We start from the raw sequence: 16,940 nt of genomic DNA, 5'->3' as shown, positions 1-16,940 counted from the left end.
ATTCGTACTATCATTTGTCACATATGTGTAATTAGGTTTGTCATCAAATTTTCAATTATATGTTTATTTCTCCTTAAAATTTGCGAATGTGATTACATTTGTCATATTTACATAGATAAAATGGGGAAATTATAATATAGAGAAGCTATTAAAGGATGTGTCATATTGAAAAAAATTCATATTGTTACTGACTCTACTTGTGATTTAACAAAAGAAGAGTTATTAGAATCGAATATTCATGTGGTACCACTTACGATTCAAATTGGAGATCGAACTTATACAGATGGCGTCGACGTTGAACCAAAATCTTTTTTACAATTAATGAAAGAATCGAAAACGCTTCCAAAAAGCTCACAACCAGCTCCAGGTCAATTTAAAGAGCTTTATGATGAACTTGGTAAAGATGGAGATCAAATTATTTCTATACACATGACAGGTTCTATGAGCGGAACTGTAGAATCAGCAAGACAAGCAGCGAGTATGTCAGATTCAGATGTGACAGTCATTGACTCTCGTTATATTGCCATTGCTTTAGCAATTCAAATTCGTGAAGCTATACGATTACGTGATGAAGGTGCCACTGTTGAACAAATAGTTAATAGATTAGAAGAAGTCCGTAAAAATTCACGATTATTCGTAGTAGTTGATACATTAGAAAATCTAATAAAAGGTGGTCGTATTGGTAAAGGTACTGGTATGATTGGTTCATTATTAAATATTAAACCAATTGCTACTTTAGATGACGGAGCCTATACACCTGTTGCAAAAGCAAGAAGCCATAAACAAGTGGTAAAGCATTTATTTGAGCAGTTTTTAGAAGACACAAAAGGTAAAACCGTAAAAGCGGTGGGAATTTCTCATGCAGATGGTTTAGATACTATGGGGAATGCCCTAATTGAAAAAATTAAAGAAACTGGCTTTGATAACGTAGAAGTTAAATTCACTTCGCCAATCATTAGTACTCACACAGGTCCTGGTGCCTTAGGCTTTATCTACTTCGCAGAATAAGTATTATCATTGCTAATATATAACGCACATAAAAGAAATGTCAGATTCCTAGTATATGGACTGACATTTTTTATTTATATACTAAATTAAAAATAGGTATATGATAAAGTTCATTATATTATAAAGTAAAATGAATGGAACGTTAAAAGTACAGATGCGTTAATTAAGAGCAAAGGATTACGCTAAAATTTATCCAATTTTCCACCAGATTATAAAGTGCTTATAGGAATGAAACATAGAAACTTGGGAATACTAAGAGATTAGTTGAGAGTTTTATACATATAATTATAATATTCATAGTCATTGTTCTAGCTAAAAGCTATACCAGTTATAAAGTCCTTAACCAAAGCTTATTTGTTGTAAAAAATATGGGAGTGAATTAGGATGAATAAATGGAAAGTCGCCTTCTTTGTGTTAGCGGGTGCAATCATTGCAATAATTACTACTATTCTAATAATGGCGACTTCACCGAGAAATGATGTGCCACTTCCTCCTGTTAAAGAGGCAAAAGGTAGTGTCCTCTTAGTGGAAACAACTACAAAAGATTTTGAAAAGCTTGCCTTAAAATATTTACGAGAAGCTTTGAATACCGAAACGTTACCTGTCGCTATTACAATGAATGATCAAATACAAATTTTCAGTGAAATCATTGCATTCGGTATGGTAGTCCCAGTTCAGATTGACTTTGAACCAATAGTTAATGAAGATGGTAACTTACATTTAAAATACTCGAAAATATATGTAGGAAAACTAGATATAAAGCCATCTATGGTATTAATGATTTTAGAAGAAACAGTTGAATTTCCCGATTGGGTGCTCATTCGACCGAATGAGGAAGAAATTTTTGTAGACCTATCTAAATTGACTGTCGCAGATGGGTCGAAAGTTCGTGCAAAAGAAATTGATCTAAGAAATGATAAAATAGTATTAGAACTCATAGTGCCAAATGAATAGGGGGTTATAGAATGACTATAGAAAAAGCAACATTTGCAGGTGGTTGTTTTTGGTGTATGGTTAAACCTTTTGACCAACAAGAAGGGATTGACTCAGTGGTCTCAGGTTACACTGGCGGACATGTGGAAAATCCTACTTACGAACAAGTATGTTCGGAAAAGACTGGCCATTTAGAAGCTGTCCAAATTACATTTAATCCAGAAATTTACCCTTATGAGAAATTAGTTGATCTATATTGGACATTAATTGATCCAACTGATCCTGGAGGTCAATTTTATGACCGTGGTGAATCGTATACAACTGCCATCTTTTATCATAATGAAGAGCAAAAAAGAATCGCTGAAGAATCAAAAGATCTTCTGGAGAAATCAGGTAAATTTAATAAACCCATTGCAGTAAAAATTATTCCTGCTAAAACTTTTTACCCTGCAGAAGATTATCACCAACAATACTATAAGAAAAATCCATTACACTATGAAAGATATCATATTGGATCAGGTAGAGCTGCATTTATACAACACCATTGGGGGAAGAAACATGAATAAGGAAGAACGTTTAAAAAAACTAACTGAAATGCAATATTATGTTACTCAACAAAATGGAACAGAACCACCATACCAAAATGAATACGATCAGCATTTTGAAGAAGGAATTTACGTTGATATTGTGTCTGGGAAACCATTATTTAGCTCATATGATAAATTCGATGCTGGTTGTGGATGGCCAAGTTTTGCTAAACCAATTGAAAGTGAAGAAATTGAAGAACGATTTGATACATCTCATGGTATGCGTCGAATCGAAGTTAGAAGTAAAACAGCAGATTCACATTTAGGTCATGTATTTCCTGATGGTCCAAGAGAATTAGGTGGATTACGCTATTGTATTAATTCTGCTTCTTTAAGATTTATTCCAAAAGATAAGTTAGAAGAAGAAGGTTACGGAGAATATGTAAAGCTTTTTGAAAAATAAAGGATTTATCGGGCTAACTAGAAATTCAAACTTTCTAGTTAGCTTTTTTATATTTGCGATTTTAACTCCTAAAATTGTTCGTCACTTGTTCATCGATTAAAAGTTATGTAAAATTACCGATTATATAGGGAACATAGAAGGAGAAATTCGTATGAAAAAAAGTTTTTATCATTTTGTTCTTACATATAGAGGTGGCGATTGGTCAGATCAAAAATCTAGGTTTGCTGAAAGTGCTTTTCATGATCATGGCTTTCCAAAAACAAGTACATCCTTCGAAGAATTATCTAGTTATTTTGAAACAAAAGCTGATGATGAGCTATCGACATCAGCCTTTGATGAACTTTGGGAAATTTATCGATTGAAGTATGATAATTAATGACTGTTGCAACCTAAAATGTGTGCTAGTTTATATTACTAAGTGCTATACATTGCACAAAAAGATAAAAGAAAGTATATTGTAAAATGAGAGAAATTCTTTCATTTTAAACAACAAATAGAAGTAAAATGAAACAGCATGAGAAAATTTCAGAAGAAAGAGGGATTTGATGAGTATTCATATAAACGCAAAACAAGGTGATATTGCAGATATTATTCTTTTACCAGGAGATCCATTACGTGCAAAGTATATTGCTGAAACGTTTTTAGAAGACGTAACATGTTACAACGAGGTTCGTAACATGCTTGGTTTTACTGGAACATATAAAGGTAAACGAGTATCTGTACAAGGAACTGGTATGGGTGTTCCATCTATTTCAATTTATGTTACTGAGTTAATGCAAGAATATGGTGTACAAAAATTAATTCGTGTAGGTACTTGTGGTGCTATCCAAAAGGATGTAAAAGTTCGAGATGTTATTTTAGGTCAAGGTGCAACAACTGATTCTAAAATGAACGAAATCATCTTTAATGGAATTGACTATGCTCCAATTGCAGACTTTGATTTATTATTAAAAGCTTACAATGCAGGTAAAGCTGCAGGTCTGAACTTAAAAGTTGGTAACGTTATGACTGCAGATATGTTCTACTCAGATGAAAATCAAAATGAAAAATTAGCTCAATATGGTGTTCTAGCTGTGGAAATGGAATCTGCTGCCCTTTATACACTTGCTGCTAAATTTGGACGTCAAGCGTTATCTGTATTAACGGTATCAGATCATATTATTACTGGGGAAGTAACAACAGCTGAAGAAAGACAAACTACTTTCAAAGATATGATCGTAGTAGCGTTAGAGGCTGCAATCCAAGATTAATGGTGCGTTTACTTACCATTGATTTTTATACGAGATAACACTATTATTTAATCAAATGGTACAAGACTGTCTATAAATTGACAGTCTTTTCTTTTCGGAATGAATAGAAACTGTTAATATGGTAATAACGTCTTTACGTTTAAGTGTAAATGAGAGTGGTGAATTGAAGAATGGATGAACAAAATCAACAAGAACAAAACCAGTTAGAGACTAATAGAGAGAAACTAGAGCAGCAAAACAAGCCTGCAAAAAACTATCTACGCATAAAACCATTCACATTAATAATGGTAATGTTTTTAACGATTATTTTAACTGCGGGTTTGACAATTTTCGCATTAACTTTTGGAGATAAAAAAGTTGTCGAAGTTGTGGAAACGAGTCAGCAGAATGAGAGAAAAGAATTTAAAAAGCTTTTTGAGGCTTACGATGAACTAAAGGAAAAGTACTATATTGAAGTAGATGATGAAAAAATCATTTACGGTGCAATCAACGGAATGTTTGATGCATTAGGAGATCCGTATTCAGATTATATGAATAAGGAAGAAGCAGCGCAGTTCAATTCAGACTTATCAGCAAGTTTTGAGGGAATTGGTGCTGAAATTCAAGAACGAAATGGAAATATCGTTGTTGTTTCTCCAATTAAAAATTCACCCGCTGAAAAAGCAGGTTTACTTCCAGAAGATATTATCTTACTTGTAGATGGTGAAAGTATTCAGGGTATGAGTGCCACGGAAGCGGTATTGTTAATTCGTGGTGAAAAGGGAACTCCTGTTACTTTAACGATTCAACGTGGAAATAATGAAAATCTACAAGAAATTACAATTGTTAGAGATGAAATTCCTATTGAAACTGTTTATGGTGAAATGGGAGAAGACAAAATTGCTAAAATCCAAATCTCATCATTTAGTGATAAAACTTTTGCAGATTTAAGAGTCTTACTCGAACAATACGAAAAAGACGGTATGAAAAGTATAATTCTAGATCTCCGTCAAAATCCGGGTGGTTATTTATCATCCGCTCTTGATATTGCAAATTTATTTGTTGAAAAAGGAAAACCAATCGTTAAAGTACAAGAACGTGATGGTGAACCTGAACAATACGTTGCAGATGGTGGAAAAAAATATAATCTACCAATCGTAGTATTAATAGACAACGGTAGTGCTTCATCTTCTGAAATATTAGCAGCTGCCCTTCGTGAGTCAAGTAATGCTAAAATAGTTGGTTTAACTTCATTTGGGAAAGGAACTGTACAAACTGTCAGTTACTTACCGGATGGTTCAAATTTAAAATATACTACAGGGAAATGGTTAACTCCTAACGGAAATTGGATAAATGAAACAGGGATCAAGCCTGATTTTGAAGTTCAATACCCTGAATATGCAAAACTTACATTCATCGATCCAAATTCAGAGTTGAAAGTAGGAATTCTTTCTACGACTGTAAACAATGCGGAAAAAATGCTAGAAGTATTAGGATATAGTGTAGATGAAGTTGATAATGAATTTGATGAGTCTACAGCCAATGCTGTTAAAGCATTCCAAGCAGATCATGAATTAGAACAAACTGGTGTTATCGTTGGTGATACTACTTATGCAATTATGGATGCTCTTAGACAAAAAATTAGAGATGAAGATCCACATGTTTTAAAAGCACTTGAATTGTTAGAAGAACAGGCAACTACTACGCAAAACGAATAATTAGTCATATTGAAAGAGCTGAGTTGTTCGGTACATGAACAAAAATCAGCTCTTTCTTTGTAAAAATGGAAATGGAGAGGATCTCATTGATCGATGTGTATTTATTTAGCGGGTTTTTAGGTAGTGGAAAAACTTCTATGTTAACGGATGTCATTCGACAATTAAAAGAAAAAGGACTTAAACCAGCTATTATCATGAATGAATTTGGACAGTTAAACTTTGACTCCCAAGCTGTCGAAGAAGATATTCCATTAAAAGAAATGCTAGAAGGGTGCATTTGTTGTTCTGGTAGTGAAAAAACTGAAGCGCAAATTCAGTCCTTACTTGCTAATGAACAATTTGATGTATTAATTATAGAAACGACTGGTGCAGCACATCCTGTAGAGGCATTAGATGCAGTATATTCACCTTTATTTGCTGAACGGTTAAACATTAAGGGAATTGTGACGGTAGCAGATAGTAAACTATGGCTAGATAGAAATCGGTTAACACCACAGGTAAGAAGCTTATTTTTAGAACAAATTCGTCATGCCCATCTGTTATTAGCAAACAAAATGGATTTGTTATCAGAAGCTGAACAATCGAAAGTGGTTTTTGAAATCCAAAGTATTAATTCTAATGCATTTATTTTACAAACTACTAATGGACGCGTTCCATTAAACTTACTAGAGAAATTACAATCAACTATCAGTGGTAAAAATGACGGTATTCAACCAGCGAAAATAGGAGTTCATCTCCACTTAACTTCTCGTTTAGTTGAATTTAAAGAAAGCTTTACCCAAGAACAATTTGAAGAATGGATTCGCACACTACCGAGCTCCGTTTATCGAATGAAAGGATATGTGCCTATTGAAGGGATGAAAAATCCAATGCTATTTCAATATGCGTATGGATTAGTACAATGGTTACCTGAATATGTAAAAATGGAACCGAAAATGGTCATTATAGGTGAAAATTTAAACCAAATTAATCTAATTGGGGAAATTTAGAAGTAATAATGGGACTGTATTATTAAAATTGTAACTCTATAAAACTATCAATATCGTTTACAACTAAACCATTTAGTCTCCGTAATATAGACCTAATGGTGTAGGGTTTTTTTAAGGGTGGCTATTTCTGGACACACCGATTTATCCTTTTGAAAGTTAATTTGGCCCTCAAGTTTTGACTTGGGGGCTTTTGTTGTTTAATTTGAATGGTAAAAATCTATTTTAAATGACTTATATATGTTAAAATCGACAGAGGATATTGCGGCATGGATGATTAGTTATTAGCATAGATAACTATAGTGTTTTGTTTATCGATGTTGTTCATTTTTATTTTGACTCGGCTACATTAGTTATAAAAGAAAATTGTAGAAATACTCGAGCGGAAATTTAAATACATAATTGTAATCTATAAGTGAATATTCAATGGCGTGTTTATTTGTAACTTAAAAGTTAAAGTGAATTTTCACATAGGATAGGAGAATTATTGTGAATCAAAATTCAATTATATTAACAGGTGGCGGAACTGCAGGCCATGTTTCATTAAACCAGGCAATTATCCCTTCATTGTTGAAAGAGGGCTATGATGTACACTATATAGGATCACACGATGGGATCGAAAAAGAGTTGATAACAGGAAGTTTTCCTAAAATCCCATACCATGGAATTTCAAGTGGGAAGCTTCGTAGATATTTTTCAATGAAAAACTTTACAGATCCATTTAAAGTTATGGCAGGAATAATGCAAGCTTTATCGGTTATTCGTAAGGTTAAACCAGTTATGATTTTTTCTAAAGGTGGATTCGTATCGGTTCCAGTTGTCATTGCAGCAAAAATGGCAAAAGTACCAGTAGTAATACATGAATCAGATGTTACTCCTGGTTTAGCAAATAAAATAGCACTACCTTTTGCTTCTCATATCTTTACAATTTTTGAAGATACACTTAAATACTTACCTAGCGAAAAAGCAACTTGTACTGGTTCAATTGTTAGACAGGAATTATTTGAAGGTAAAAAAAATAAAGGGCTTCGAATTTGTGGATTTGATGATAATAAACAAGTACTCCTAGTAATGGGAGGCAGTCAAGGTTCGGTTGTACTTAACGATGCACTTCGAAGTAATTTACCAGAATTACTTGTTGATTTTAATATTGTTCACTTATGTGGAAAAGGAAATGTCGACCATTCATTAAGTAGTTTAAAAGGTTATAAACAATTTGACTATGTAACAAGTGAACTTCCTGATTTATTACAACTTAGTGACTATGTTGTTTCTCGTGCGGGATCAAACTCTATTTACGAGTTTTTAGCATTAAAAAAACCGATGTTACTTATTCCATTGTCTGCATCTAAAAGCCGAGGAGATCAAATATTAAATGCAAATATTTTTGAAAAACAAGGGTTTGCATTAGTTTTAGAGGAAGAAGCGCTGACAAAGAATACATTTTATAAATCAATTAAAAGACTAATTGAACAAAGGCCGAAAATGATTCAATCAATGTCTGCTGCTGAAACTCCAAAAACACCGGATGAAATGGTGCAACTAATACTACAATATAAAAAATAAAAAGCTAAAAGGGTGTATTGAAATATAAACTTTCAATACACCCTTTGATTTACATTGCTTGTTCTTCTTCTTCGTTATTTTCATGTGCAGTAACTAAATAAAATAGATCTTTAGGAATACGATACAAATCAAATTTTACATCACCTGCATTAATTTCTTCATATAATGCTTGGTGAGTTTCACTTGCTTCGATTACATAAGGTAATTTTAAGGAGGCGCGTTTAGATCTTTCGTTTCCTTTACGAATTCTTAAAAATACAGTATGAATATCGCATTGGAAGAAGAGTTCAGTTAAAAACTCCTTTTTTGCTGTTTGGTTATACCCCATTCCTTGATATGGAACACCAATCCATGTACCTAAAAACCCTGCTCCATCTTGTATATCATATAAGTTAATTGTACCAATTGGTTGACCATAATCGTCAATAATTGTTCTAGAGATTGTTAAACCAAGTTGTTCCTCTTCCATTATCTGTTTCGTCATGAACAAATATTCTTCTGCAGAAGTTGCCTTTTGACGAACATAGGGGAACACTGATGGATGACTTAATAAATGAAAAAGTTCATTCGTTTCATTTAAATCACGATGTTTTAACATGTTTTACGCCTCCTTTTAGGAAAGTTGCTAAAAAATCACAGGGCAACAGTTACGACAAAATTGCCTAAAAAAAACTAGGCGTTAAACTATGGCAAAATAGTCATCCATCGTTTCCCTAGAGTTTTTATCCATTAAAATAAGTATTTTGTAGAAGTATCATATAATAAAAAATTATTCTTTTGCAATAAGAATTTTTATAATAAGTTGTGAAATATTTGTTAACAAATATTAACTTTGTAAAATAAAAATATTGCCATTTAATAGGTGGTTCAATTATTATTAATCATTATGATTTACAATCCCAATTTTGAGGAGTGATGTTGTATGGAAAGAACGATTTTTAAAGTACACGGTTCTGGAAATACATTTTATTTATTTGAATCCGATCAAGAAACAGAACATGATTGGGTAAGTTTAACAAAATGGCTATGCAAAGTAGAAAATGAAGGTGGGGCAGACGGTTTATTATTAGTGTTACCATCTACAGTTGCAGACGCTAAAATGAGAGTCATCAATGCTGACGGGTCTGAAGCATCGATGTGTGGAAATGGCTTGCGTTGTGTCGCAAGATATGTGTGTGAAAAGCTAAAAAAAGATGAAGCGATCATTGAAACTATGAAAGCAAATTTAAAAGTTAAAAGAGAGGAACCAATATATGAAGGTGTACCTACGTATGCAGTAGAAATATCGCCGGTTTCCTTTAATTTAGAAAGTTTACCTATGAAGTATAATAATCAATCGGAAATTAACTATCAATTAATACCGGAATTTTCACAAGATATAAAATATACTGCTGTATCTGTACCTAATCCTCATTTAATAGGAATTGTAGGTGAGCAATATATTACTAATGATGCTCATCAAACATCACTTGCTCAATTTTTAAACGTGGAAAATGATTATTGTTCGGACGGCATAAATGTAAGTTATGCACTACCTCTAAAAAATGACACTATTTTCGTAAGAACGTTTGAACGGGGAGTAGGGTTTACAAATGCATGCGGAACTGCAATGACTGCATCTGCTTTAGTTGCAAAAATAAATAATATTGTTCAAAATGAAACTATAACTGTTCTTAACCCAGGTGGTTTTGTTAAATGCAAAGTTATTGAAGATAATGGCGAATATCAATTAACTCTTATTGGAAACGCAACAGTTATTGCCTCGTATGAGATTGATATAGAACAAAATAATTATAAGTTTATTAGTAGAAAAGACACTGATGAACAAAAAGAGTATAAGAAATGTGTAAAGGTCGTTAGAGAAGAATCAGCATCCTTTATTTTATAGAGTAGGTGTTTCAAAATGTAAAGAGTCACATTTTAAGTTAAACTTAAAATGTGGCTTTTTAACTCTTATTACAATGTTTGTTTACCAAGCATTCTATATAGGCGGAAGGTGAACTTATATGAATAGAAAAATCTTATTAGTAGAAGATGAAAAAACAATTTCCCGTTTCATTGAACTAGAATTGCAATATGAGCAATTTGATGTAACAGTATCATTTAATGGAAGGGATGGACTTGAAAGAGCATTAAGTGAGAACTATGATTGTATTTTACTTGATGTCATGTTACCGAAATTAAACGGAATCGAAGTTTGTAGGAGAATTCGCGCTCAATCCGATGTACCAATAATTCTAATTACTGCACGGGACGAAATAATGGATCGAGTTGCGGGTTTAGATGCAGGGGCAGATGATTATATAGTTAAACCTTTTGCTATTGAAGAATTACTTGCTAGAATTCGTTCAATTCTTAGAAGAGTAAAAACGAATAATGGGAAAGACGATTTAATAGAAGTTCGTGAAATCGTTATTAACCCGAATTCATATGAAGTGTTCTTTAAAAACGAAAAAGTTGAACTAACAAAAACAGAGTATGACTTATTAAAACTTTTATGTGAAAACAAAAATCGGGTATGTTCAAGAGATATGATCTTACAATCTGTATGGGGTTATGAAACTGAGGTGGAAACGAACGTTGTTGACGTTTATATTCGACATCTACGTTCAAAAATAAAAACGGATGGTGAACCACTTATTGAGACAATACGTGGTGTTGGTTATGTGGTGAGAGAATGAAACTTAGAGATTATTTTATTAACCTTTCCTTAAAAAAGAAATGGTCATTTTCTACAGCGCTTGTATTGTCTATTAGCTATGCAGCGATTTGTATAGTAATTTATTTTGCATTGTACAATTGGTTATACAATAACGAACAAAACGGTGCTATTCGCACGGTTGATGATTTAAGCTCTTTTTTTAATTCACAAGATGGGCCGATGAGCTTAAGGGAATTACAAGATAATAATGGATTAATGAAGTCAATAATTAACCAAAATCAAACGGTCCGAATATTTAATATGGACGGTTACGAAGTTTTAAGAATAAATAATCACTCGCCAGTAGTTAATATTACACTTACATTAGATGAATTATTAAATACAAACGTTTCAAAAGAAACAGTTGATGGAGAAGATGTAATTGTAGTTAGTCGATTTGTCCAAATTGGTCTATTTCAAGGGTATATGCAATTGATTCATCCATTAACTACATTTCATTCAATGATGCAATATATGTTAACAGCAATGTTAATTGCTGGGATTGGTGCAATTTTACTAGCAGGTATTATCAGTTTCCATTTGTCAAATTTACTAATGAAGCCATTAGAAGACTTAAGAGATTCTATGATCACGGTAAAAGAAAAGGGGTTTGAAAAGCCTATTAAATTTAGTTATAAAGCGGACGATGAAATTGGAGATTTATTAAAAATGTATTTAGCAATGATGGATGAATTGCAACAATCTTTTGCAAAACAACAACAATTTGTTTCAGATGCATCCCATGAGCTTCGTACACCAATTCAGGCAATTGAAGGCCATCTATCTCTTATTCAAAGATGGGGTAAAAAAAATCCTGAAGTGTTAGAAGAATCTTTAAACACATCAATTATAGAAGTACGTAGAATGAAAAAAATGATTGAGGAACTCCTCCATTTGGCTAGGAGAGAAAAACGAGACGAACATAGCTATGCAAATGTAGAGCGAGTATTGACATCTGTGAAAAATGAACTTCAGATGATTAACAGTGAGGCAGAAATAAACATACATTCTACTGGAGAAGTGATACAAGCACATATTACGGAAAATGCCCTCGCCCAAATTGTTCGAAATATCATTGAAAACGGAATTCGCTATAATATAAAAAAACCAATTATTGAAGTAAAAGTTCATTATTTAACAGAAAATATTTTTATAACAATAAAAGATAATGGGATTGGAATTCATCAAGAGAATTTAAATAAAATTTTCGATCGTTTTTATCGGGTTGACGATTCCAGAGAACATACTGGAGGAGGAACTGGTTTAGGATTGAGCATTACTAAAATGTTGGCAGAAAAATATAATGTAGAGATCGAAGTCTCTAGTAAAATAGACGAAGGGACAGTATTTACATTAAGGTTCCCGCTTTAGTACTGTAATATTAGTTCTTATGTAAAAAATAACAATATTTATTCAAAAAGAGTTGTATTTTTTGTGAAGAGTAGTAAGATTGAATTGAAAAATAACGTTCATCATAAACCGATTCCAATTAATTATCAAATTGATTGAAAATATCGATTGTTGAAACATGGTGAAATTTGTTATAAATAATATTGAAACAAGGAATTGCCACATGGCAAATTTGGAGGTTATTCTCATGTCGAACAATGTTTTAGCTGTTGGTTCTCCTTGGTCAGCGTTTGCAGGTCCTAACTTAGGCTATGTAATGGAACAATATGAATTGTACTTACAGTCACCTGAAGAAGTTGATCGAGAATTAGTAGCATTATTCCAACAATTTGGTGCTCCAATTGTGGATGAGGAGTACGTTGCTACAGAGGGAGTAGCGAATGTACAACCTAATAATATGACAAAAGTGTTTGCGGCTGTGCAATTAGCGGATGCGATTCGTTCATTCGGTCATTTAGCTGCTGATTTATATCCTTTAAAGGATCGTAAATTAGATACTACTAAAATAGATTTGAATTATTATGGTTTAACTGATGCAGATTTAAGTGCAATGCCTGCGTCACTATTCTTTACGATCACGCCTGCAAACGTTTCCAATGGGAAACAGGCAATCGATTATTTACGTTCAATTTATACTGAAAAAATCGGTTTCGAATATTCTCATATAGATGATAAAAATGAACGTGACTGGATTCAATCAAAAATCGAATCTGGTACATTAAAACAGAGCTTAACTAATGAAGAGAAAAAAGCAATTCTAGAAAGATTAACAAGAGTTGAAGATTTTGAAAAATTTATTCATAAAACTTTTGTAGGTCAAAAACGTTTCTCTATTGAAGGTTTAGATACACTAGTTATTCTATTAGATGAGTTAGTGAAACAAGCTGAAGTAGAAAAAATGAATCAACTACAAATCGGTATGGCACACCGAGGACGTTTAAATGTATTAACACATGTTGTAAACAAACCTTATGACATGATGTTTGCGGACTTCGCCCATGTTCCAAATGATTATTTCTTACCTGAAGACGGTAGTTTAGAAATAACAAAAGGTTGGACTGGTGACGTGAAGTACCATATGGGTGCTACACATACAAAAAAATCAGGTTTAAAAGTTAAATTAGCTTATAACCCTTCACACTTAGAAGTAGTAAGCCCTGTAGTTACAGGTGCTACACGTGCTGCACAAGAAGATGCATCAAAACCAGGTTATCCTACGTATGATCCGAAGAAAGCGTTAGCGGTACTAATCCACGGTGATGCTGCCTTTGCAGGTGAGGGAATTGTACAAGAAACATTCAACTATGCAAATACAAAAGGTTTCAGTACAGGTGGTTCTGTTCATATTATTTCAAACAATATGATTGGATTTACAACAGAACATTACGATTCACGTTCAACACGTTACTCTTCTGATGTTGCGAAAGGTTATGGAGTTCCAATTATTCACGTGAATGCAGATGATCCAGAAGCTGTAGTGAACGTGGCTAAATTTGCGTTTGAATATCGTCAAATTTTTGGTAAAGACATTTTAATAGACTTAATCGGATATCGTCGTTTTGGTCATAATGAAACTGATGATCCAACTGTAACAAATCCATTAACTTATTTAATTGTTTCAAAACACCCGACAGTACGTACAATTTACGGGGAAAAGCTAGTAAACGAAGGTATTGTTACAGCAGAAGAAGTAAAAACACTGGATGAAGAAATTTATGCAGGAATGCAAACTTCTTATGACCATGTAAAACAAGTTGGAGAAGAAAAAGGTCATCACTTAGACATCGAAATGCCTGATGCAGTGAAAAATGACTTCCCAGCTGTTGATACTTCTGTACCTAAAGAAGATTTACTACAAATTAATAACGAATTATTAGCTTGGCCGGAAAACTTCGAGCCACAAAATAAACTTGCGAGAATTCTAAACAAGCGAGTTGAAGCAATTGAAACTGGAAAAATTGATTGGGGTCACGCAGAAACATTAGCATTTGCTGCAATTTTACGCGACGGTAACCCAGTTCGAATTACTGGTCAAGATGCTGAGCGAGGAACTTTCTCTCAACGCCATTTAGTTTTACACGATAAAAACAGCGGTACGGAATTTGTTCCATTACACAACATTTCTGATTCGAAAGCTTCGTTTGCGGTGCATAACTCACCATTGACAGAAACTGCTATTGTTGGTTTTGAATACGGATACAATTTAGAACATAAAAAGGCTCTAACGCTTTGGGAAGGGCAATTTGGTGACTTTGCAAACATGGCTCAAGTAATGTTTGATAATTTCATTTCTGCTGCACGTTCTAAATGGGGTCAAAAAACAGGATTAGTTATGTTATTACCAACGGGTATGGAAGGTCAAGGTCCAGAACACTCTTCAGCTCGTATTGAAAGATATTTACAATTATCAGCTGAAAATAACTGGACTGTAGCAAACTGTTCAAATGCAGGTAACTACTTCCACTTATTACGCCGACAAGCAAAAATGTTAGAAACAGATGCAATTCGTCCATTAGTTGTAGGTACACCTAAATCATTACTTCGCCACCCATTAGCAGCAGCATCAATTGAAGATCTGTCTGAAGGCACTTTCCAAGAAGTATTCGAACAACCTGGATTAGGTACTAAACCGAAAAAGGTTGAACGTATCTTATTAGGTTCTGGACGTGTCACAATTGACTTAGCAGAACATGTAAAAGACGGGGAAGGCTTTGATAATACACACATTTTACGTGTGGAACAATTATATCCATTCCCATCTGAAAAGTTATCTGAAATTATTTCAAGATATCCAAATGTAAAAGAAATTCGATGGGTACAAGAAGAACCTAAAAACCAAGGACCTTGGAAATACGCATTAGAATATTTATTAGATTTAGCAGAAGGTAAAAAAGTAAAATATGTAGGTCGACCAGAAATGTCATCAACATCTGAAGGTGACGCAGATTCTCATAAAATTGCTCAAGCTAAAATAATTGAAGACGCTTTCGCGTAAAAAAATATGATCATAAAGGTAATTTAGCTACTAGATATTAGTAGTGAAGAATGTATGTTTATGTAAACATGCATGATATTAAAGGAGGATATTATTGTGGCTGAAATTAAAGTCCCTGAATTAGCAGAATCGATTACAGAAGGAACAATTGCCCAGTGGGTTAGAAAAGTTGGAGATCGTGTTGAAAAAGGCGAATTCATCGTTGAACTAGAAACTGATAAAGTAAATGCTGAAATTATTTCCGAAGAAGCAGGAGTATTAACACAAATCCTAGCTGAAGAAGGGGATACAGTATTAGTAGGTCAAGTAATAGCAGTAGTAGAAGCTGGCGAAGGCGCTCCAGCAGCGCCAGCAGCTGAAGCACCAAAAGCAGAGGCGGCACCAGCACCAGTTACTGCAGCTCAACCTGCAACTCCAGTAGCAGCACCTGAAGAAACTTCAAATGATCGTGTAGTGGCTTCACCTGCAGCTCGTAAATTAGCTCGTGAAAAAGGAATTGACTTAAGTGCAATCTCTCCAGTAGATCCACAAGGTCGTGTAAGAGTTCAAGATGTTGCAGCTCACGGAACTGCTCCAGTAGCAGCACAAGCAGCACCTGTAGCAGCAGCTAATGGTCCTGTAGTATTTACTCCTGCAGCACAATCTGACCGTGTAACGATTGAAAAAATGAGCCGTCGTCGTCAAACAATTGCAAAACGTTTACTAGAAGTTAAACAATCTACAGCAATGTTAACTACTTTTAACGAAATTGATATGACAAACATTATGGCCTTACGTAAACGTAAACAAGAAGAATTCGTAAAAGCAAACGATATTAAACTTGGCTTTATGTCATTCTTTACAAAAGCTGTAGTAGCGGCACTTAAAAAATATCCATACGTTAATGCTCAAATCGTTGGCGATGAAATTCACTTAAACAACTTCTTTGATATCGGTATTGCTGTATCTACAGAAGAAGGTTTAGTAGTTCCAGTAGTACGTGATGCTAATAGCAAAAACTTTGCTGAAATTGAAAAAGATATCGCAAACTTAGCTAAAAAAGCTCGTGACAAAAAATTAGGATTAAACGATATGGCTGGTGGATCATTCACTATTACAAATGGTGGAGTATTCGGTTCGTTAATGTCTACACCAATTATGAACGGAACACAAGCTGGTATCCTTGGAATGCACTCAATTGTAAACCGTCCAGTAGCTATTGATGGTCAAGTTGAGATCCGTCCGATGATGTACGTTGCGTTATCTTATGACCACAGAATTATTGATGGTAAAGATTCAGTAGGATTCTTAAAAACAGTAAAAGAACTTATTGAAAATCCAGAAGATTTATTATTAAATTCTTAATAAGTGTTGGCTCTAGCAGATATTGTTATCTCGCTAGAGCTTTTTTCATCATAAATTTTT

15 protein-coding genes are annotated in these 16,940 nt (G+C 33.7%); 14 read left to right on the top strand and 1 reads right to left on the bottom strand.

Annotated features, from left to right (window positions below; translation table 11 throughout):
- Positions 1-165 precede the first annotated feature (165 nt).
- From CRO45_RS06540 to CRO45_RS06500, 9 genes are all read left to right on the top strand, one after another.
- Positions 166-1,008 carry a DegV family protein gene (locus CRO45_RS06540; protein WP_097148849.1) on the top strand — a complete coding sequence of 281 codons (843 nt, stop codon included), beginning with the start codon at positions 166-168 and terminating at the stop codon, positions 1,006-1,008.
- Between the two features lie 384 nt (positions 1,009-1,392).
- Positions 1,393-1,962, top strand: coding sequence for a YpmS family protein (locus CRO45_RS06535; RefSeq protein WP_097148848.1), 570 nt, complete (start codon positions 1,393-1,395; stop codon positions 1,960-1,962).
- A gap of 11 nt (positions 1,963-1,973) precedes the next feature.
- Complete coding sequence (gene msrA / locus CRO45_RS06530) at positions 1,974-2,507, top strand: peptide-methionine (S)-S-oxide reductase MsrA (RefSeq protein WP_097148847.1); 534 nt, start codon at positions 1,974-1,976, stop codon at positions 2,505-2,507.
- Positions 2,500-2,931 carry a peptide-methionine (R)-S-oxide reductase MsrB gene (msrB, locus tag CRO45_RS06525; RefSeq protein WP_097148846.1) on the top strand — a complete coding sequence of 144 codons (432 nt, stop codon included), beginning with the start codon at positions 2,500-2,502 and terminating at the stop codon, positions 2,929-2,931. The genes msrA and msrB overlap by 8 nt, the downstream gene beginning before the upstream one ends.
- Positions 2,932-3,082: 151 nt before the next feature.
- Positions 3,083-3,307 carry a YozE family protein gene (locus CRO45_RS06520; protein ID WP_097148845.1) on the top strand — a complete coding sequence of 75 codons (225 nt, stop codon included), beginning with the start codon at positions 3,083-3,085 and terminating at the stop codon, positions 3,305-3,307.
- A gap of 169 nt (positions 3,308-3,476) precedes the next feature.
- The gene (deoD, locus tag CRO45_RS06515; RefSeq protein WP_097148844.1) at positions 3,477-4,181 is read left to right on the top strand and encodes a purine-nucleoside phosphorylase; all 705 of its coding nucleotides are present in this window, start codon (positions 3,477-3,479) and stop codon (positions 4,179-4,181) included.
- Between the two features lie 170 nt (positions 4,182-4,351).
- Positions 4,352-5,878, top strand: coding sequence for a lmo1851 family serine protease (locus tag CRO45_RS06510; protein WP_097148843.1), 1,527 nt, complete (start codon positions 4,352-4,354; stop codon positions 5,876-5,878).
- 86 nt (positions 5,879-5,964) lie between these two features.
- Complete coding sequence (locus CRO45_RS06505) at positions 5,965-6,867, top strand: CobW family GTP-binding protein (RefSeq protein WP_097148842.1); 903 nt, start codon at positions 5,965-5,967, stop codon at positions 6,865-6,867.
- A gap of 486 nt (positions 6,868-7,353) precedes the next feature.
- A complete protein-coding gene (locus tag CRO45_RS06500; RefSeq protein WP_097148841.1) occupies positions 7,354-8,430 on the top strand; it encodes an undecaprenyldiphospho-muramoylpentapeptide beta-N-acetylglucosaminyltransferase in 1,077 nt (358 codons plus the stop codon).
- A 49-nt stretch (positions 8,431-8,479) separates the two neighbouring features.
- On the opposite strand, the gene CRO45_RS06495 is transcribed toward CRO45_RS06500, so the two are convergent.
- Positions 8,480-9,028: a GNAT family N-acetyltransferase gene (locus tag CRO45_RS06495; RefSeq protein WP_097148840.1), complete on the bottom strand. Its 549-nt coding sequence runs from the start codon at positions 9,026-9,028 to the stop codon at positions 8,480-8,482.
- 324 nt (positions 9,029-9,352) lie between these two features.
- On the opposite strand from CRO45_RS06495, the gene dapF reads away from it, so the two are divergent.
- The 5 genes from dapF to odhB all read left to right on the top strand — a co-directional run bounded on the left by dapF (position 9,353) and on the right by odhB (position 16,880).
- Positions 9,353-10,318, top strand: a complete 966-nt coding sequence (gene dapF / locus CRO45_RS06490) for a diaminopimelate epimerase (protein WP_097148839.1) — start codon at positions 9,353-9,355, stop codon at positions 10,316-10,318.
- 118 nt (positions 10,319-10,436) lie between these two features.
- The gene (locus CRO45_RS06485; RefSeq protein WP_097148838.1) at positions 10,437-11,111 is read left to right on the top strand and encodes a response regulator transcription factor; all 675 of its coding nucleotides are present in this window, start codon (positions 10,437-10,439) and stop codon (positions 11,109-11,111) included.
- Entirely contained in the window at positions 11,108-12,502 is a 1,395-nt protein-coding gene (locus CRO45_RS06480) for a HAMP domain-containing sensor histidine kinase (protein WP_097148837.1), read from the top strand. The genes CRO45_RS06485 and CRO45_RS06480 overlap by 4 nt, the downstream gene beginning before the upstream one ends.
- A gap of 226 nt (positions 12,503-12,728) precedes the next feature.
- On the top strand, positions 12,729-15,536 hold the full coding sequence (locus CRO45_RS06475; protein ID WP_097148836.1) for a 2-oxoglutarate dehydrogenase E1 component: 2,808 nt from the start codon (positions 12,729-12,731) through the stop codon (positions 15,534-15,536).
- A gap of 96 nt (positions 15,537-15,632) precedes the next feature.
- Entirely contained in the window at positions 15,633-16,880 is a 1,248-nt protein-coding gene (gene odhB / locus CRO45_RS06470; RefSeq protein WP_097148835.1) for a 2-oxoglutarate dehydrogenase complex dihydrolipoyllysine-residue succinyltransferase, read from the top strand.
- Positions 16,881-16,940 lie beyond the last annotated feature (60 nt).

Source organism: Ureibacillus acetophenoni (assembly GCF_900220965.1).
Lineage (GTDB): Bacteria > Bacillota > Bacilli > Bacillales_A > Planococcaceae > Ureibacillus > Ureibacillus acetophenoni.
The sequence above is the reverse complement of the archived record's forward strand: the minus strand, read 5'-3'. Positions and strand labels throughout refer to the sequence as shown.